The sequence below is a fragment of the Lysinibacillus sp. JK80 genome, from assembly GCF_027557635.1.
GTDB classification, from domain to species: Bacteria; Bacillota; Bacilli; order Bacillales_A; family Planococcaceae; genus Lysinibacillus; species Lysinibacillus capsici.
In genome coordinates, this window is the sequence record NZ_CP058997.1 from 4,327,923 (window position 1) to 4,346,465 (window position 18,543).

At 37.6% G+C, this 18,543-nt stretch carries 19 protein-coding genes; 9 read left to right on the forward strand and 10 right to left on the reverse strand.

What is annotated here, in order from left to right; genetic code table 11:
* Positions 1-35: 35 nt before the first annotated feature.
* From HXV90_RS21730 to HXV90_RS21740, 3 genes are all read left to right on the forward strand, one after another.
* Positions 36-719, forward strand: a complete 684-nt coding sequence (locus HXV90_RS21730; protein WP_016993422.1) for a DUF2225 domain-containing protein — start codon at positions 36-38, stop codon at positions 717-719.
* 22 nt (positions 720-741) lie between these two features.
* Positions 742-1,095, forward strand: coding sequence for a hypothetical protein (locus HXV90_RS21735; RefSeq protein ID WP_269897992.1), 354 nt, complete (start codon positions 742-744; stop codon positions 1,093-1,095).
* A gap of 139 nt (positions 1,096-1,234) precedes the next feature.
* The gene (locus HXV90_RS21740) at positions 1,235-2,647 is read left to right on the forward strand and encodes an erythromycin esterase family protein (RefSeq protein ID WP_269897993.1); all 1,413 of its coding nucleotides are present in this window, start codon (positions 1,235-1,237) and stop codon (positions 2,645-2,647) included.
* A 143-nt stretch (positions 2,648-2,790) separates the two neighbouring features.
* Here the strand turns inward: HXV90_RS21740 and tnpA are convergent, their stop codons facing one another.
* The 4 genes from tnpA to HXV90_RS21760 form a co-directional block, all read right to left on the reverse strand.
* The gene (tnpA, locus tag HXV90_RS21745) at positions 2,791-3,267 is read right to left on the reverse strand and encodes an IS200/IS605 family transposase (protein WP_269897994.1); all 477 of its coding nucleotides are present in this window, start codon (positions 3,265-3,267) and stop codon (positions 2,791-2,793) included.
* Between the two features lie 165 nt (positions 3,268-3,432).
* Entirely contained in the window at positions 3,433-4,608 is a 1,176-nt protein-coding gene (locus tag HXV90_RS21750) for a DUF4272 domain-containing protein (RefSeq protein ID WP_066037942.1), read from the reverse strand.
* 1 nt (position 4,609) lies between these two features.
* On the reverse strand, positions 4,610-5,911 hold the full coding sequence (locus HXV90_RS21755; RefSeq protein ID WP_269897995.1) for an SMI1/KNR4 family protein: 1,302 nt from the start codon (positions 5,909-5,911) through the stop codon (positions 4,610-4,612).
* 184 nt (positions 5,912-6,095) lie between these two features.
* A complete protein-coding gene (locus tag HXV90_RS21760) occupies positions 6,096-6,926 on the reverse strand; it encodes a MerR family transcriptional regulator (protein WP_009370580.1) in 831 nt (276 codons plus the stop codon).
* Between the two features lie 86 nt (positions 6,927-7,012).
* Between HXV90_RS21760 and HXV90_RS21765 the strand changes: the two genes are divergently transcribed.
* Complete coding sequence (locus tag HXV90_RS21765; protein ID WP_112116834.1) at positions 7,013-7,480, forward strand: GNAT family N-acetyltransferase; 468 nt, start codon at positions 7,013-7,015, stop codon at positions 7,478-7,480.
* The gene (locus HXV90_RS21770) at positions 7,467-8,810 is read left to right on the forward strand and encodes an MATE family efflux transporter (RefSeq protein WP_257961854.1); all 1,344 of its coding nucleotides are present in this window, start codon (positions 7,467-7,469) and stop codon (positions 8,808-8,810) included. The genes HXV90_RS21765 and HXV90_RS21770 overlap by 14 nt, the downstream gene beginning before the upstream one ends.
* A 43-nt stretch (positions 8,811-8,853) precedes the next feature.
* Here the strand turns inward: HXV90_RS21770 and HXV90_RS21775 are convergent, their stop codons facing one another.
* The 3 genes from HXV90_RS21775 to HXV90_RS21785 all read right to left on the reverse strand — a co-directional run bounded on the left by HXV90_RS21775 (position 8,854) and on the right by HXV90_RS21785 (position 11,762).
* On the reverse strand, positions 8,854-9,885 hold the full coding sequence (locus HXV90_RS21775; protein ID WP_257961853.1) for a S66 family peptidase: 1,032 nt from the start codon (positions 9,883-9,885) through the stop codon (positions 8,854-8,856).
* A gap of 225 nt (positions 9,886-10,110) precedes the next feature.
* Complete coding sequence (locus tag HXV90_RS21780; protein WP_048394011.1) at positions 10,111-10,644, reverse strand: GNAT family N-acetyltransferase; 534 nt, start codon at positions 10,642-10,644, stop codon at positions 10,111-10,113.
* Positions 10,645-10,709: 65 nt separating this feature from the next.
* Positions 10,710-11,762, reverse strand: coding sequence for an AI-2E family transporter (locus HXV90_RS21785; protein WP_048394009.1), 1,053 nt, complete (start codon positions 11,760-11,762; stop codon positions 10,710-10,712).
* 422 nt (positions 11,763-12,184) lie between these two features.
* On the opposite strand from HXV90_RS21785, the gene HXV90_RS21790 reads away from it, so the two are divergent.
* Positions 12,185-12,574, forward strand: a complete 390-nt coding sequence (locus HXV90_RS21790; protein WP_048394006.1) for a RidA family protein — start codon at positions 12,185-12,187, stop codon at positions 12,572-12,574.
* Between the two features lie 89 nt (positions 12,575-12,663).
* Here HXV90_RS21790 and HXV90_RS21795 read toward each other — a convergent pair whose 3' ends face one another.
* Positions 12,664-13,245, reverse strand: a complete 582-nt coding sequence (locus HXV90_RS21795) for a TetR/AcrR family transcriptional regulator (protein WP_048394004.1) — start codon at positions 13,243-13,245, stop codon at positions 12,664-12,666.
* Between the two features lie 248 nt (positions 13,246-13,493).
* Here HXV90_RS21795 and HXV90_RS21800 point away from each other — a divergent pair, with 248 nt between their 5' ends.
* From HXV90_RS21800 to HXV90_RS21810, 3 genes are read left to right on the forward strand one after another with little or no spacing between them, the layout of a single operon-like run.
* Positions 13,494-14,699: an MFS transporter gene (locus HXV90_RS21800; RefSeq protein WP_269897996.1), complete on the forward strand. Its 1,206-nt coding sequence runs from the start codon at positions 13,494-13,496 to the stop codon at positions 14,697-14,699.
* A 23-nt stretch (positions 14,700-14,722) separates the two neighbouring features.
* A complete protein-coding gene (locus HXV90_RS21805) occupies positions 14,723-15,796 on the forward strand; it encodes an LLM class flavin-dependent oxidoreductase (RefSeq protein WP_048394002.1) in 1,074 nt (357 codons plus the stop codon).
* Positions 15,797-15,824: 28 nt separating this feature from the next.
* Positions 15,825-16,766 carry an alpha/beta hydrolase gene (locus tag HXV90_RS21810; protein WP_269897997.1) on the forward strand — a complete coding sequence of 314 codons (942 nt, stop codon included), beginning with the start codon at positions 15,825-15,827 and terminating at the stop codon, positions 16,764-16,766.
* A gap of 137 nt (positions 16,767-16,903) precedes the next feature.
* On the opposite strand, the gene HXV90_RS21815 is transcribed toward HXV90_RS21810, so the two are convergent.
* On the reverse strand, positions 16,904-17,842 hold the full coding sequence (locus HXV90_RS21815; protein WP_158651975.1) for a ring-cleaving dioxygenase: 939 nt from the start codon (positions 17,840-17,842) through the stop codon (positions 16,904-16,906).
* 75 nt (positions 17,843-17,917) lie between these two features.
* Positions 17,918-18,511: an NADPH-dependent FMN reductase gene (locus HXV90_RS21820; protein WP_112116841.1), complete on the reverse strand. Its 594-nt coding sequence runs from the start codon at positions 18,509-18,511 to the stop codon at positions 17,918-17,920.
* Positions 18,512-18,543: the final 32 nt, after the last annotated feature.

An 18,543-nucleotide genomic window follows, 5' to 3' on the forward strand; every position in this document is an offset into this window, starting at 1 on the left:
ATAAAATTTTAGTGCACGCAAAGGAGTTGATTCTTATGGCATTTAACATTTACTACTATGAAAGTAGTGTGGATTGTAAATTTTGCAAAAAGCAGTTTACAACTTATAAAGTTCGCCCTAATCGATATAAAATTATCGAAGAACAGACGGATTTCATGCCTGTTTACGATGGCCTAAACCCTTTGCTATATGAAGTTGCCGTATGTCCACATTGTGGTTATGCCTACCATAAATCTATGACACGGACATATGGACCTTTCATGCTACTCATTGATGAACTATACATTAAAGAGCTCCAGAAACCTATGGATATCTGTCAGGAACGTACAATTGATGATGCCATTATCAGTTTTAAGCTCGCCTATTTAGTATCCCGTGCATCAATGGAAGAATCTCTTTTAATGGCGAATTTCGCTTTAAAAATTGCTTGGCTCTATCGATTAAAAAAGGACGAAGAATCCGAAAAGCGTTATCTTTTTGCAGCTAGAGACTTTTATAGTAAATCCTTTGCCTCTAATCAAGAAGGTGGAGAGAGAATTCAGTTTTTACATGCTGAATTAAGCCTTCGACTTGGTGATATTCCTGAAGCAAAAAAAGGATTTTCACGCTTAATCGCTGATCGAAATGTTTCGCCAAAATATCGCAAGCTTGCACGCAATCGTTGGGAAAATTATAAATATGACGAACAACCCATAACAATTAATGAAATCATTAATTAATGGGACGAGGAGATGATTAATTATGTTGCTATTTCAAAAGAAAATTGATGTGAGAGAAGAGGATATATTTTCAGAGCTACATCATTTTTTATTAAGAAAAAATAATCGCTACCTAACAAACGAAGAAATTGTCGCTCTAACAGGCGTATCACCTGAGCTGCTTTACAAATGGGTAAAAGCAGGAAAATTAAAGAACTCCATTTTTCCTAATTTAGGGGCTCCATGCGAACGATGTGGACAGATTACGCAAGCTAAAATTTGCGTGAGCTGCTCTTCCTCCATTGTTGGGACATTAAAACAAGAAGAAAAGGATCGTGCATGGTTTAACCAAATTCAACGTAACCATGTAAGAGCAAGTACGTATCACTATAAATAGCATTCCAACATCTCCATCAATTGGAGGTGTTTTTCTTTTTTACATACTAAATTTAAACTAATTTTAAACAAATTCTTCCTAAACTTTAAACTTGCCTTTCTATAATTAGTATCAATATAAAGTGAAGGGTTGATAATTAATGAGGAAAGCTAGGAAGCATAAGGTTTTATTAAGTTTTGCACTGGCAAGTTTAATGACAGTAAGTGGAGTAGTAAATGTCTCTGCTGCTGTCCCTGTAAATGAGCAGATTATTAAAAACGATTCTGCTGTCAAACAAGCTAGGACTTCTAATGAAACATTACTTGATTGGAAAAAATGGGTGAATGACCATGCATACAGCCTGTCATCCATCCAGCCTGAAACGTTTGACGGACAAAAAATTCCCGCTAACAAATTTGACGATTTAGAGATGCTAAAACCTTTATTACATGATAAACGTATTGTCTTTTTAGGGGAAAGCTCTCATGGAGTGGCGCAATTCAATCTAGCGAAAACACGTTTAATACAATTTTTACATCAAGATATGGGCTATAATGTCCTTGCCTTTGAAAGTGGTATGGGTAATGTGATGAATGCTCAAGGACAAATTGATAAACAAGCAGCTCTACAAACAATGAAGGATGCCATTTTCGGCGTTTGGTGGACAAAAGAAACTTTGCCTCTGTTTGACTATGCAAAATCGACTCAAGCAACAGAGCAACCTCTTGTACTTACTGGCTTCGATATTCAACAGCAAGGAGCATTTACGAACGGAGATTGGCTGCAAAACCCTAAGTTGGCTCAGCAATTCAATGAAGCTGAGAAGCAACTTGCTGAATGGAGCTCGGGAAAAGATTTGAAGGGCTATCAAAAAGTAAAGGCTACTATAATTGATGTATATAAACAAGTAAAATCACAAATACAATTCAAAGAAAAAGAGCTACAGGCAGCTTATCCAAAAGAGCCTCATATTGTAAAACTAATGGATCGCACTCTAGCAGATCGTATTCGACTAGCAGACGAATATATAGAGTTAACAATTCAGTCCAATATCGACATTGAACAAAATAATATAGAATCATTTTTGCAAACTATGGAATGGCGAGATCAAGCGATGATGGAGAACTTACTTTGGTTAGCTGAAGAGGTGTACCCAACAGAAAAGTTTATTGTATGGGCTCATAACGATCATATTCGTAAAGCACAATCGGAAGTAATGGGATCTCCTTACCCAGTTAAATTAATGGGGGAACGTTTACCTGATATCTATAAGAAATATAGCTATGTATTAGGTCTATACATGACTAGTGGAGAGACAGCTAATAATATGGGAGAACCTATGCCTGTTTTACCTCCTGTCAAAGGATCTATTGAAGATATTCTGTCTTCAACAAATAAACCTTACACATTCATCGATTTACGCAATCGACAAAATGAACGAGGCAACTCATGGATGTTTGAACCACGCTTATCCTATAGTTGGGGAATGATACAGGAAAGTCTTGTTCCGCGCGAACAATACGATGGTATACTTTTAATAGATCAGGTGAATAAACCAACTTATATCAAATAATCTCTCTTATTAAATCAGAACCACCAGTCTAACTGGTGGTTTGCTCTACGCGTGAAACGCTGGGGTACTGGCCCATGTCTAAAGACACACTGAAAGGTCCGCCAACCGCACTCCGTTTTCACGCTACCACTAAAGTGGTTTTATTATTTTCGCTTTTTTGCTTGTATTTCTTCTCCTGTAAATGGATCAATGAATTCTTTCATGGTCATTTGATCCTCAATAATATCCTCGCGCAATTGATTTTTTATATATTCCTGTATGATTTTTCTGTTTCGTCCTACTGTATCTACATAATATCCGCGACACCAAAACTTCCTATTTCCATATTTGTATTTCAGGTTCGCATGCCGATCGAATATCATTAAACTACTCTTCCCTTTCAAATAACCCACAAACGATGAAACACTTATTTTTGGTGGAATACTCACCAACATATGAATGTGATCAGGACAGGCTGTAGCTTCAATGATTTCTACTCCTTTTCTTTCACATAACTGGCGAAGAATTCTACCTATATCTGCTTTGATTTGTCCATAAATAATCTGCCTTCTATATTTTGGCGCAAAGACGATGTGATACTTACAATTCCATGTCGTGTGTGCTAAACTTTTATTATCCATTTGGAGCCCCTTTCGTACGAAGTCGGTTGACCAGACCTGATTTCATTGTACGGCTGGGGTTTTTTTCTTGTCCATAGCTAGAAGCTCTTTGGAACCCCTCGCATAGCAAGGGGTTTTCAAAAAATACAAACAATAGCAAACTAGATTTCCTAGTTTGCTATTATTTTAAGTATCCATCGATATAGTATCCCATTCTTCGCCTTGATATCCAATCATCCAAAATAAGCCTCTCCGTCTTTCCATCACAACACTTTCATTTAATGCTAAAGGAGCTTCTTGTCCATTGATGCGGCTATCTACACAAGCCCAATGTAATCTGTAAATTTTATCCGCCTCATCCACTATATCTTCCTTACTGCGCAGTACCGTTTGACCATAAAATTGCTCAAATGTCTCGCAACGAGAAACTACTTGAATTGCATATTCACAATCACATACATCGTCAGGGAAATTTAGCTCTTCCACAAGTCCCAATGCCCAAATAAGTGTCCAATAGGCTTCATATTGCCATGATATATTGACCGCTTCTTGAGCACCAGGATGCTGAGCCTCAAGAAAGAATTTTTCATGCTCCGTTAAAAATTCATGCACCTCATATGTGTGTAGCATATTGGTAAAGAACTCTCTAGACTCCTCAATATCACCCTTCTGTGCTACATCACAAGCGAATTGAATAACAATCAACAGGGCAACTGCTCTTCTTGCAATATCCTCTTGGCTTTTAAATTGAAGATTTTCTACTGGTGGTAGCTGAGGAAGCGATGCCGCATAAGGTATGTTCTTCTCTTTTAAAAAGGCTATCGTTCTAATTTTTCGTGCCTCTCCCTGTGCTGATGTGACCTCTTGTGCATGTATCTTTCTTGTACAAGCATGTGGTTGAAAATCAGATGGACCTGATTCTCCATTAGGATAAACAATAACCATACCGTTCTGATCCAGCAAAGTACCATCTGATAGGAAACCAATCCCCCCTATGCTTGCTAGTAATTTTATAAATTGCTGCATATGGTCTTCTGTCATCTCTTTGTTCATTTCGATTGCAACGACAGTATTGAGCACTGATATTTGAATCATTATGCGTTCTTTTAGCTGTTCATCTTTAAATGGAATTTTATCGTAAAAGCCCATCATCCCAGGTATATTTTTTACAAAATAATCAGGGTGCGTATCTTCAGTTAAAATATTTATGGAGCATCTATATTTATTAAATAAACCTCTTGATTTTAATAAATATTCGTTATCATCTTTTTCAATAATGAAGCTTTTTGCCAATACATCGGATAGTTTATCCTGAATATCATCTGTATCATTTTTGGAAGCAAATATCGTAAAATGGTTCAATCTACTCTCTCCTTAGTCGCATATAGCATTTTAATAACCAATTTTCCAAACAACTAAGCGCTTGGTTAAACAGCTGTTTGTTTTTCCGTAGCACCTCATGTTCAACCCAATATGCCAGCAAAGGACGCCATTTTTCTTCGTCTATCATAGTTGTTGGTGTGATTCCCCGCTGCATCATCTGACAAACAGCTCGGATGGATGTTAGCCTCTCTACTTCGTTGCCATTTAACCACTCGTATAATGTCTCTGCACTTGGTTGTGACTCAGCTAAAAGTGTATCCCACCCATCAATAGGAAACGTGACATAGGATCTCATCCAGTCTATAATATTTGGATGGTGAAATTGGCGTAGACGATATAGGGCAGTATAGGCATCAATTCTATCTTTTTCGATATCCATTAAGATAAAAGATTGTCCTTCATTAACTGGCAAACAATGTACTGTTACATAATCACGCAGCCAGTCAGGTACGTCATTCTGTCCTTGCCAAAGTTCTCTCGCCCAATTTCCCGCCTCACTCGGACATATCTTGACTAAAATTTCACTCCACGCCTTTTGTTCTGATTGAGATTGAGCTCGCTCTAACTTATGTCGAAGAGCCTGATACACCTGTACGCCATCAAAATGCAAAAATGCCTCCTGCACGCTTGTTTTTTTGACACCATGCATGGAAACATAATGAAGTAAAGATGCTAAGCTGGATTGAGCCTGCTGTAAATTAGAGCTTAAATATTGTTCTAGCCAAGTTAGCCATAATTGTGAGCGATACAATTCAATATCCAATCCATTTTCACTACAAAATTGACGATGCTGTCCGCAATCTACGCCAATACAGCCTAAAGCCGTCATATTATCAACGTACGAATGAAAGCTGGCAGCAAGCAAATCAAGCTCATCTTCTTCATGGCTCCAATACCAAACCGTTTCGTCGTCAAGCTTAAGGAGAAGGGCATCTCCATTACCGGCCGTAAAAAATTGTAAATATTGCTGTTCATACGATTCATCATTCTCTCCAAAGTAAGGAAAGTCTAGAGCTTTTAGGCTCCAGCCAAATTCACCAGAAGGCGTATCTAGCAATTCAGTGGGAAGTATCGCCTCATCTGGTAATGACCAATAAATACTTACTTGCTTTGAGCAATTTTGCAACAGTTGACGAAACCCATTAGGGATTTGTACACCAAGTCTTTCCTCAACCTGCTGTAACTCTTGCTCGGTAGCAACTGGCCGCATTTCAATCGGATGTACACAAGCTCCCTGCTGCTTCAATCGCTCTACTAAATGATTCCAACGCTCAATCCACATTGTCTCTAACCTCCATATAAGGCTCATGTGATGTCATACTTCTTATTTATCGTCAGGAAATCATTTACTGATTAGGCTAACTTTAAACAGAATGACAAAATGCTATTATTTTACTGCCATCTAAACCTTCGTATATGATAAATGTCTCAGCTATATTCATTCTTTTCTATTACGTCTTAATGAATTATTTTACTTTCTTTACTTCCATCATAATTTTGGTTACATACTCTTCTTCTCGATTTTTCATTACGGCATCATAAATGTATTCCTCGTATACATACTGACCTAGCTCATAGCCCTTTTCATGCATGACATTAAATAGCCGTGTGTATGTCTCACCAAGTTTTGAGGAGGGGCCTACATGATAACCAATCACAAATTCACCCTCTATCGCCTTAAAATAAGGATGCCCTTCTCTTGGATGAGGCTGCTCAATATACAAATAACTATAGTTATCGTAATTCCCAGCCAACACTTGCTCTCTTCTTGTTATCCCTCCAATGGGATACCCCGTATCTAATTGAGAGCGATCCAATTCCTCAATAAAGTCAGATACAGCCTTCACAAACTGCTCTTCTGTAGAATTCTCAATATTTTTACTCAAATATAATGTATCTTCAGGAAAATACTCAATCGTGATATCCTTAAAATTTAGATGCAGTGCTTCCTCTGTCATTTTGATTTTGACATCAATAATATTCTCAATCATTTCTAGTTCTCTACGCTTCTTCGCAACATGCTCTTTTTGTTGGTGCATCAATTCTAAAAAATTTTCAGGTGATTTCTCTGCCATATAATGCTGAATATCCTTTAAGGACATCCCCACTGCCTTTAATAATTCAATAACACCGAAAAAATCATATTGAGCAAGTGAATAATACCTATAATCCTTACTATCTTTCATGATGGGAGATAATAAACCAATTTGATCATAATAAATAAGTGTCTGTTTATTCACCTTACATAATTTAGCAAATTCACCAGTTGTAAAATACTTTACATTTTTATTAAGCATTTTTTGAGTTCCCTCCCTTGACTATATAGTTACTATATACTTTAGATTGTACCTATTCAAAATAAAAATAGAAAGGTTTTGACATTATGTTCACGGAGATTCGTGACATTACAGCTTTTAACAAGAAAGAAATTTTAGCATTACGCATCGCTGACAATCAGCAACATTTTATAGAATCTACAGAACAATGCTTAACAGAGGCGGAAATGGATCGACGCTTTACGCCTTTAGGTCTGTATAAAGATAACACCGCTATAGGCTTCGCTATGTACGGCTTATTCCCTCATGATGATTACAGTCAACGAGTATGGCTTGATCGCTATCTAATTGCAGAACAATACCAAGGACAAGGTTTGGGAAAACATTTTTTACAGCAACTTATTCAATATTTAACAGTAAAGTTCAACTGTCTTCAGATATATTTAAGTGTTTATGACAATAACGCTGTAGCTATCCAGCTGTATAAACAATTTGGTTTTATATTTAATGGTGAGCTAGATGATAAAGGGGAAAAAGTGATGGTTTTGGAGGTGCATGGTTATGACAACCATTAATCCAATTGAAACAAAGCCACTGAAACCATTATTTTTATCATACTTATTCCCTGCAATGATCGGGATGCTTTTAATGTCCGTCAATATATTGGTAGATGGCATTTTCGTTAGTCATGGCGTGGGACCTACAGCTTTAGCTGGAGTTAATATAGCTGTTCCTATTTTCTCTATTTTGCTTTCTATTTCTCTATGGATTGGCATGGGAGGAGCTACTCTTTTCTCGATTTCTCTAGGAGAGGGCAATAAGCAACGTGCCCATCAACTATTTACATTGGCGTTTTCTACAATGCTAGTGGTTGTGATAACGATTATTGGATTTCTCGCGTTAAATCTAAAGGACATTTCTTATATATTCGGAGCGAGCGATGATACGTATCCGTATGTGCAGGAGTATTTACATGTAATTTTGCTCTTTGGGATATTTTACACACTTGAAAATTTATTAAGTATTTTTATTCGGAATGATGGCAACCCAAAATTGGCTATGCTGGGCTTAATTACAACATCGGCTTTGAATATACTCTTAAATTACGTTTTCATCTTCGTACTAGATTATGGTGTGACTGGCTGTGCCTTAGCGACAGCAATAGCTACAATTATAGGTACGTCTGTGCTATGTCTTCATTTTTTCCGTCCTCAATCTGAGTTAAAATTTGTCACTTCATTTTTAAATCTATCAGATTTGAAAAAAATTTTTGCTATAGGTTTACCTAGCTTTATTGTTGAAGCTTCCGTTGCAGTTATCGTTATTTTGTATAACGTTACATTTTTACATTATTTAGGTGCGAATGGCGTTACTGCCTATGCAATGGTCAATTATATCCATACTGTCTTGTTGACTATTTTCCTTGGAGTCGGTATGGCTCTACAACCGTTAGTTAGCTATCACCACGGGGCAAGATTACTTGAAAGATTAACTGCTTTATTGAAAATCGGTTTAGCTACCGCATTTATTTTAGGATTAACAACAGCTCTTATAGCTCTTCTTTTCCCTTCTCAATTAATGGCTTTATTTGGAGATAGCTCATTTGAAATTCGCAGTATGGCAGCACAGGGCTTTGTTTATTTTGCCATTGGCTATGTATTTTTAGGGATCAACATGGTGTTCGCAGAATTCTTTCAATCCATTGAAAAAATTCGTATTGCTACAACAATTATGTTACTACGTAGTATTATCTTATTTATCCCTACTCTCATCATACTACCCAAGATACTTGGCTCGCAGGCTATTTGGTGGACCTTCCCAGTAGCAGAAGGAATTACAGCATTGCTTATTTACTTGTTCATTAGGAAAAATCCAAGAACCCTTTCATCTCCTGACCATGCTTAAATGAAAGGGGGCCTCATCAAGGTCCCCCTTTTAATATGTTTGCCTAACAAAATTGCATTTTTAGCGTACCTCTTCCTTCTTCTACTATTACTTCCCCAACTGCTCCATTCACTAGAATTAATTGAGGGGGGACATGTCCAATATCTACTTCATAGAAAACTGGTATTCCCATCTCGTCAAAAATATCCCCTAATGCATCCACCAATGTAAAGTCCCCTAGATTTTCATATAGTCCTGCTCGCCCGATTAGAACACCATTACATTTATTGAACCAACCATTATACTTTAATTGCCATAAAGCTCGGTAGATTTTTGCTGCATCCATACCAACACTTTCTAAATACCATATTGTTCCTTCCTCAGAGCAATATTCGTTAATAAATGATTGAACGTAATCGAAGGGCGTACCTATAAGAATTTGCAATGTATTTAAACAGCCACCTATCAACCTACCTGTCATACGATTACTACGCTCTTGGTTTAGAACTTTCCATTCGGTTTCACTGTCAAAATAAAATCCTGTAGCAGGATTTTTATAAACTTGCTCCCAGCTCGATTGAAAATAGTGAGAAGAGCTTTGAGTTATTGAATGACCAGTCTTACATGTAATTACGTCTATCCATTTAGAAGAAAGTTCATCCCATTGAGGTGCAGATAATTCAGTAAAATTCACCCCATGTGCGGATGCGTACCCCGTCATGGTTGTGTATACAAAAGATAAAGTACTAATATCTGAATACCCTAATATCCATTTGGGTCCAGCTTTTTTTAATTCGTCCCAATCGATTAAAGGTAATAACTCCATTAAAAAACTGCCTCCCCACGGTGGCATGACGACATCTATACGCTCATCTAATAAATAGTCCATAAGTTCAGAGACTCGCTTTTCTTTTGTTGTACTTCTACCTTTAAACTGCGTCCAGGTAGTATTTCCAATAATAACTTTCATTCCTCTTTGTATTAATTGTTTTTCAGCTTCTGTTATTAATAGATGAAGATGCTGTTCAACTCCACTAGAGGGTGCTGTCACGCCAATCGTAAGAGGCGTTTTTAAAGTAGGATATTGTATTTTCATTTACCATCTCTCCTTTATGCCTGCAAAAAATAATTGTTTTACAACAACAAGACGATTTTGGGTCTCTTAATTAGTTTTGCTATATCAGATTTAGAATGCATTTTAACTAAAAATACAGCTATGAAAGTTTCAACACTATTTCTGTCCTTCACACACAGAAATTTTTACCAATTATACTTGTGTTCAGAAAAAAAACCAACACAAAAATCTGTGCTGGTTAAATTTCTACTTTTGAATTTTCATATACTCATCACGCAACAGACTCATAATGATTTCATCAGAAAATGTATTATTCATAAACAAGGCCTGCCTCAAAACACCTTCTTTTTTAAAGCCGACCTTTTCATAGGATTTAATTGCTCTACTATTGTGTGAATATACCTGTAATTCTAAGCGATTCAGATTTAGCTCCTCAAATGTAAATCTTTGAGCAAGCCTAACTGCTTCTGAACCCATACCTCTGCCACAATTCTCTATATTATGTAAAGCTATACGGAACACTGCCTTTTTATTATCTAAATCAACCTCCATAATCGCCAAATCACCAATTACCTGATCATTATCAACTAAACAAATAGCAAAATCATAGCGAGAAGAATCTGCTTTAAAGCGTTTGATCGCCTCTTTGATTTGTTCCTTTGTTAAAATATTCCGTGTTCCTGTCATATACATGATTTCTTCATTTTGAAAGCATCTTATAATACTATCACTATCATCTTCACGTATTTCTCTTAAATAGACCTGTTGACCTTTTATCAATATAAACACCTCTTGTGCATTAAATAAGGAATCATCATATATGTAGATGATTCCTTTGTTTGGAACTATTCCATTTGTTTTTCAGTGTGTACCTTTACCGATTTCTTCGCAGGGTCTTCCGAGGAGGTTACACCTAGAATATCAAGCAGGAACATAAATAGTGGAATACCTATGATTAGTCCCCATACACCAAGGAAATGCTCAGAAAAGAGAATGACCATAAACGTATAGAAAATCGGTAAATCTGTTTTGGCAGACATAAGCTTTGGATTTAAGAAGTAAGCTTCAATGGCATGTAAAACCATGACAATAACTAAAATATAGACGATGTACATCAAGCCACCAATGCTATATGCGATAATACTTAATGGTATTAATGAGATGATAACTCCCGCGACTGGAACTAAGCCTAAAATAAAGAGCATAATCCCAAGTGCAATCAAATGTGGGAAGCCCATAATAGAAAGGGCAATGACGGATAACACACAGTTAACAGCAGCAATAATAAATTGTGCTTCAATTACTTTACCAAATGAGCGGATGAATATTCTTGAGAAATAATGAAGCTCATCGTAAAGCGGCCCAATTTTACTATCCTTAAACTTAGCTGTAAACTCAATAATACGATTCTTTTCTAACAAGATGAATAAACTCAAAATTAGAGAAATCAATATTTGCATAATGATTTTACCAATATTCGTAATATTTTTAAGAGTTAAATCCACACCTTGCTCTAAATATTTCCCGAGCTCTATTTTCTCAAAAGTCGGTGCTAAGTATCTCGCAATCTCATTGTCATCTGGATCGAGATTAAAACTTGCAATAAGGTCGAAAAGCTGTGTGATCTGCTGGGTCACAATTGGTAAATATTTGTAAATAACAGCTACAATACCCGCCACAAGTAAAAGGTATAATGTTACCGTCACAGCTTTTTCATTCATCGGCGTATATTTTCTTATGCTTTTCGTTGTCTTCGTAGTAAGCTGGTTCATCAAATAAGTAATAATAAACGTAAGTAAAATTAGATTGATCATACTACGCATTAAATATAATGCAAGAGCAATCCCGACTAGAATAATAAAACGCTTAAATCCATTACTCCGAAAGAAATTATTCATTTATTCACTCCTTCTACAAAACGGCCTCGCTGCCTCTGCTACCTAGGGCTACACTATAAAATTGATTTATAACAATACGCATCATTCTTATGTAAAAATTTCCCTCTCATTTAATGAGTATAGCCATCTACCTTCAAAATAAGACGAAATGTATGTTTCTTTTAGAAGTGTCTGTATAAAACCTAAGGCGGGGTTGAAGTGAATTGTATGTCTTGTCAAATTAAAAAGTCGATACTCTTATCCTTTGTGAAAGCTTTACCAGCGTATTAGCCAAAATTCTATAAATCTATTATAACCCTTTAAACCAGCATATCCAATTTGTATGTTCTTTTATAATGGTATTTGTATAGAACTTTTATCAACTATTACTTTATGCTATTTTGATTAGAGATATAAATTAAACAGAGACAAGGACTGATTCTATGAAAATTGCGAGAAACCCTCAGAACATTCATCCACCCGTTGCTCCTTATGTTCATCAAATTGAGGTGACGGGACCTCAGAGATGGTTAACATTATCAGGACAAATTGGCATGATAGCTGATGGATCTATACCTGAAGATGCAATAGCTCAATTGAAGATAGCACTTGAAAATATTAAAAGAAATCTAGATAGTGCCGATATGGAGGTTCAAGATATTACAAAGCTCGTCTTTTATTTAGTGGGGGATATGGATGCTATTCAACGTAAGGAAATTATCAGTGACTTCTTGGAGGAACATCTTCCATGCACAACATTAATGTATGTCGTTGCACTCGCTACGCCAGCTTTAAAGGTTGAGATTGACGCATGGGCTTGTAAGGAATTATAAATTCATCCTATGTTTTATAAACTAAATTTGTGCATTTTTTTCTTATTTTTTCAATACCCCTTTAGCAACGCTAAAGGGGTATTGCCTTATTATTTAAGTAATGTCAGCGTCGTTGCAATGGCATTATCAACAAACGAGCGTTGTGGCTGCGATTTCAGCATAACTGTTAACCCTATTAACGCAACAATTAATGCTTGCGCTAAAGACTTTGAATCCGTGTTCGCCTCTAGTTCTCCTGATTGAATTCCCCGTTCAATTGTCTCCTGAAAAATTACTGATAGATAGAGTTGATGCTCTCTTGTCAAAATCTCGAACTTCTCATCATGTGGAGCTAATTCAACCATTGTATTGATACAAAAACAGCCATTACTAAGATCTTTTGTATATTCAGCAGTAATCACATCTTCAAAAAATATAGAAAACGCCTGTTTTACAGAGGCATAACTTTGAAGTTTAGTCCGTATTTCGGATGCGCGAGTTGTCGTATATCTACGAAGTGCCGCTTCAAATAGTTCCTTTTTATCCCCAAACGTTGAATAAATACTAGGACGCTGAATCCCCATTCTAGTAGTAAGATCACTTAAAGAAGTTGCTTCATACCCCTTCTCCCAAAATAATTGCATTGCTGCCTCTAACACTTTTGCCTCATCAAATTCCCGAGTTCTTGCCATTATAGATACACCCCCATTAGGAAAAAATAGTAAGTTAATCATTAAATTTTACGATACTAAACAGTATGTAATTATTTTATATCTGGCTTTTTTTATTGTCAATTTCATTTCATCAATCGAAATAAAAAGAAAATATATACCAAATAAATATTGACAAATCCAATGTAGTTAAGATATATTTACCAATAATTATTTTGTACCGAACGGTATGTTATAATTACAATTCAATTAGAAAGGGAGGTTACAATGTGAACAATGCAAATGATGATGCAATTCATATAAATCAATCATCTTCTATATCCCAAGCTGTAACATTATTATTCGCTACAGCCTGCGGAATGTCTGTCGCCAATATTTATTTTGCTCAGCCGCTGCTAGATGAATTATCGAATGATTTTGCTATTGATCAATCAATTATTGGTTTGATTATTACTGTCACACAAATTTTCTATGGGCTAGGCTTACTTCTTCTAGTTCCACTTGGAGATTTACTAAACCAACGACGCTTGATTATTGGACAAATGCTATTGTCCTCTGTTGCTTTGCTTCTAGTCGGTACTGCCTCCTATGTTGTAGTGCTATTTGCGGGTATGGCCTTAGTTGGTCTACTTGCAGTCGTGACTCAAACCCTTGTTGCGTTCGCTGCAACTATGGCTTCCTCTACAGAACGTGGTCGTGTCGTAGGCATTGTTACAAGTGGCATTGTCATTGGCATACTACTTGCTCGTACCTTTGCTGGGTTAGTAACAGATCTTGCAGGGTGGCGTTCTGTCTATCTAGCCTCCGCCGCGTTCATGCTTCTAATGAGTGGTATGTTTTTAAAAGTTTTACCAAGGGGCGAACGTGAAGTAAAATCAATCACCTATTCTCAGCTAATTCAATCCGTGTTTACGCTGTTTATTCAAGAGCGAACATTACGTATCCGCTCTATTCTAGCCATGCTAATTTTCGCTGATTTTAGTATTTTGTGGACGCCCCTTGTTCTGCCACTTAGTTCACCACCATTTTCTCTATCACACACTGTAATTGGCGCTTTTGGTCTTGTAGGTGTGGCAGGGGCATTAGCTGCTGCACAAGCGGGTAAACTTGCTGACCAAGGCTATGGACAAAGAACGACAGCTATTGCTTTAACGCTTTTACTTATCTCCTGGATATTTATTAATTATTTAGATAAGTCATTCTTGGCATTAATTATTGGCATTGTGTTACTTGACTTGGCAGTACAGGCAGTACATGTCACAAACCAGACGATGATTCTCCCATTACGTATAGAAGCACGAAGTCGACTGACCGCAGGCTATATGGTGTTCTATTCTATTGGTAGTGCTAGCGGTTCAATCGCATCGACTCAGATGTATGCACATTTTGGTTGGGGAGGGGTTTGCTTACTCGGAGCCTCTATTAGTACAATTGCTCTTCTTTTTTGGGCAATAACTAAACGATTTACTAAATAAAATTAGACTTGGAGAGATAACAAATGGAAATAGGAATTACTTCTTTCGTAGAAACAAAACCAGATGTTCACAGTGGTGAAATAATTAGTCATGCACAGCGTTTACGTGAAGTAGTAGAAGAAATCATTCTTGCAGATCAAGTAGGATTGGATGTCTTTGGCATTGGTGAGCATCATCGTGAAGACTATGCCGCCTCTTCTCCAGCAATGGTGCTATCTGCTGCTGCTTCTCAAACGAAAAACATTCGACTCACAAGTGCTGTAACTGTCCTTTCTTCGGCAGATCCTGTGCGTGTTTTTCAGGATTTTGCCACATTGGATGGACTATCAAATGGACGTGCAGAGATCATGGCAGGTCGTGGTTCTTTTATCGAATCCTTCCCCTTATTTGGCTACGATTTACATGATTATGATGAATTATTTGAGGAACATTTAGACTTACTACTTAGCATTCGTCAGTCTGAGAAAGTAGTTTGGGAAGGTAGACATCGTCCAGCAATCAATCATTTAGGTGTGTATCCTAGACCTGTTCAAAAATCTCTCCCAATCTGGGTGGCTAGTGGAGGAAATCAACAATCTGCTATGCGTGCGGGCCTTTTAGGATTACCCCTTATGCTAGCAATAATTGGTGGCAGCCCAATGCAATTTGCACCGATTGTACAGCTATATAAAAAGGCAGCACTTCATGCAGGTCATGATTTATCAAAACTTCAGGTAGGTTCTCATTCAATAGGTTTCGTTGGACCGAATACGGAATGGGCAGCAGACACATTTTTCCCATCAACAATGACTGGTATGAATAAATTAGGCAAGGAAAGAGGCTGGCCTTATTATGACCGTTCTAGTTATGATGCTGCAAGAAGCTTTGAGGGAGCATTATATGTTGGTGATCCAGATACAGTTGCTGAAAAAATTATTCATCTTCGTAAGCATGTAGGAATTACACGGTTTATGCTATACGTTCCTTTAAGTACCATGCCGCATGATCAAGTCATGCAAGCTATAGAACTACTTGGAACAGAAGTTGCTCCCCGTGTACGTGATGAAGTCGCTAAATGGGAAGCTGAAATGGCTCTAGAAGGAAAGCCATTTCTTTAAGATTCATTATTCAACAGGAGGAGTATATATGACCATCATTAACCGAATTTTACCAGAATTAAGGCAGGCTTACTCAGAATTTCCTGGCTTTCGATTAGAGGAAGATTTAACTTGGAGTCGAGGTCTCTTGTCCAATCCACCTTCAAAAAAATCAGAAGATGTACTTACGACCAACTGTATGATTCCTAGAGGTGATGGGGACGAAATGCTAGTTAAAATCTATGAACCAGCTAAACGGGAACAGGATAAACTTCCAGCTATGCTTTGGATTCACGGAGGTGGCTTTGTCATGGGGCACCCTGATATGGATGATGTTTTATGTGAACGCTTTGTTGAGACAGCTAACTGCGTTGTCGTATCCATTGATTACCGACTAGCGCCTGAACATCCCTACCCAGCGGCTATTGAAGATTGTTATGCTGGATTAGTTTGGATGACTAATGAGCACCAATCACTTGGTATCGATGTCAAACGGGTGGCAATTGCTGGAGCAAGCGGTGGAGGAGGATTAACAGCAGCACTTGCATTAATGGTTCGTGATAAAGGAGGACCATCAATTATATTCCAGATGCCACTGTATCCGATGCTTGATAACCGAAATGTAACACCTTCCAGCTATGAGATTATTGATGATCATGCAACATGGAGTAGAACAAATAATTTGACTGCTTGGCATTTGTACTTAGGAGAGGAAAAGGACATCAATGCCCGTTCTCCGTATGCGGTCCCTGCAAGAGCTGAAAACTTTGCAGGATTACCGTCAACCTATATATGTATTGGCCAACTTGATTTATTTCGTGATGAAACCATTGATTATGTAACACGTCTTGCACAGGCAGGAGTGGACGTTGAATTCCACCTCTACCCTGGCAGTTACCATTGCTTTGAGGTCTTTGTGCCTGAAGCAAAAGTAAGTCAACAGGCTATTCAGAACTATTTAGAGGCCATGGCACGTGCACTCAATTTTTGATTAGCATTTCGCCTTCTAATAATAAAAAATGCGAAAATGTTGGCTATCAACATTTTCGCATTAATTGAAAATCTATTGTGGACGTTCTATCTCATAAATCCCGCCAACTTTAGCTTAGCTTGATCCTGCAAACCCGCTTAATCAAGCTCACGCACTTTAATCGGGATTAATGTTCTTTCTAGTTGTTCACGATGTTGCTCGTATTGAGGTGGCAACATTAATTGGCTACCCATTGTCTCTGGTGTCTCGTCATGAGCAAATCCAGGAGGATCTGTAGCGATTTCAAATAAGATTTCGCCAGGTTCACGGAAATAAATCGCATTAAAATAATTACGATCTTTTACTTCTGTTACATGTTGTCCATGATTCATCACATACTCTTGCCATTCTAAATGATCTGTATTATCTTGGGCTCTCCACGCAATATGATGCACAGTTCCTACACCCATTTGGCCACGTTGACCTGCAACTGTTTTTAAATCCACTGTATTGCCGATCTCTGCACTAGAAGTAAAACGCGTATAGTCACCTTCCGTCGCTACCTTTTCAAGACCCATTACTTCTGTTAAAACTTTGGCAGTTTCTTCAGGGTGACTTGAGAATAGCGTAGCTCCACCAAATCCTTTGATAGCAACCTCAGGTGTTACTTCACCAAATGACCATTCGTTGTGCCCGCCTTTCGCACGTGCCACGAGTTCAATATGCAAACCATGTGGATCATCGAATTGAATGACTTGCTCACCAAAACGTTCAGCTTTTTGGAAAGGAATCGAGTATTTCGCTAAGCGATTAACCCAAAATGGCAGTGCTCCTTCTGGTACAACATACGTTGTAACGCCAACCTGACCATCACCAATACGTCCTTGATAAGCATTAGCCCAAGGGAAGAAGGTAATGATTGTTCCTGGTTTCCCACCTTTGTCACCGAAATATAAATGATATGTGCCCGGATCATCAAAGTTTACTGTTTGTTTTACTAAACGTAAGCCTAATACTCCCGCATAAAAATCAATATTCTCTTGCGGATGTCCTACGATCGCTGTGATATGGTGTATACCTGCTGTATGTTTTTTCATGTTAACAAGCCCTTTCATGACTATATTTCTCACCTATACTATGCCCTATTTATACCTACCTCAATCTGTAAAAGCTTAGCGAATTGTATACAACGCTTTAGACCATGGGATCAATTGATCTAACATTTGGTTTACTGAATCTATTTGTACTTCTTTTGGTTTAAATTCTGTGCCATTTTCAAAATCTGTGAATAATGATAGTGCTGGATGAACACGCACATCTGCGATTAAAAGCTCACCCATAATCCCACGTAAATGTTCTGCTGCACGAGCACCGCCAACAGAACCATAAGATACGATTCCAGCCGCTTTGTTATTCCATTCAACACGTAAGTAGTCTAGTGCATTCTTTAATGCCCCTGTAATAGAGTGATTGTATTCTTGTACGATGAATACAAAACCATCTTGTTTAGCAATAATTTCTGACCAACCTTGTGCTCCTGAAGCATCCTGTCCTGGCTCACCTAATAATGGTAATTTATAATCAGCAATATCAATCACTGTATAATTGGCATCTCCACGTTGATCTGCAATTTCCTTTACCCACTGTGCTACTTGAGGGCTTACACGCCCCTCACGAGTTGATCCAATAATAATACCGATATTTAATTCTGCCATTGTTTGTTCCTCCTCTTTTTTTGAGCTAAAAAATTTATTAAAAAACCCCATAATTGTACCTCCTAACGAAGCTAAAGGTTCGA

Excerpts from the sequence above, each read along its gene's own strand:
- HXV90_RS21730 (WP_016993422.1), top strand. The coding sequence starts at position 36 with ATGGCATTTAACATTTACTACTATGAAAGTAGTGTGGATTGTAAATTT.
- HXV90_RS21735 (WP_269897992.1), top strand. The coding sequence starts at position 742 with ATGTTGCTATTTCAAAAGAAAATTGATGTGAGAGAAGAGGATATATTT.
- HXV90_RS21740 (WP_269897993.1), top strand. The coding sequence starts at position 1,235 with ATGAGGAAAGCTAGGAAGCATAAGGTTTTATTAAGTTTTGCACTGGCA.
- tnpA (WP_269897994.1), bottom strand. The coding sequence starts at position 3,267 with ATGGATAATAAAAGTTTAGCACACACGACATGGAATTGTAAGTATCAC.
- HXV90_RS21755 (WP_269897995.1), bottom strand. The coding sequence starts at position 5,911 with ATGTGGATTGAGCGTTGGAATCATTTAGTAGAGCGATTGAAGCAGCAG.
- HXV90_RS21760 (WP_009370580.1), bottom strand. The coding sequence starts at position 6,926 with ATGCTTAATAAAAATGTAAAGTATTTTACAACTGGTGAATTTGCTAAA.
- HXV90_RS21765 (WP_112116834.1), top strand. The coding sequence starts at position 7,013 with ATGTTCACGGAGATTCGTGACATTACAGCTTTTAACAAGAAAGAAATT.
- HXV90_RS21770 (WP_257961854.1), top strand. The coding sequence starts at position 7,467 with ATGACAACCATTAATCCAATTGAAACAAAGCCACTGAAACCATTATTT.
- HXV90_RS21775 (WP_257961853.1), bottom strand. The coding sequence starts at position 9,885 with ATGAAAATACAATATCCTACTTTAAAAACGCCTCTTACGATTGGCGTG.
- HXV90_RS21785 (WP_048394009.1), bottom strand. The coding sequence starts at position 11,762 with ATGAATAATTTCTTTCGGAGTAATGGATTTAAGCGTTTTATTATTCTA.
- HXV90_RS21790 (WP_048394006.1), top strand. The coding sequence starts at position 12,185 with ATGAAAATTGCGAGAAACCCTCAGAACATTCATCCACCCGTTGCTCCT.
- HXV90_RS21795 (WP_048394004.1), bottom strand. The coding sequence starts at position 13,245 with ATGGCAAGAACTCGGGAATTTGATGAGGCAAAAGTGTTAGAGGCAGCA.
- HXV90_RS21805 (WP_048394002.1), top strand. The coding sequence starts at position 14,723 with ATGGAAATAGGAATTACTTCTTTCGTAGAAACAAAACCAGATGTTCAC.
- HXV90_RS21810 (WP_269897997.1), top strand. The coding sequence starts at position 15,825 with ATGACCATCATTAACCGAATTTTACCAGAATTAAGGCAGGCTTACTCA.
- HXV90_RS21815 (WP_158651975.1), bottom strand. The coding sequence starts at position 17,842 with ATGAAAAAACATACAGCAGGTATACACCATATCACAGCGATCGTAGGA.
- HXV90_RS21820 (WP_112116841.1), bottom strand. The coding sequence starts at position 18,511 with ATGGGGTTTTTTAATAAATTTTTTAGCTCAAAAAAAGAGGAGGAACAA.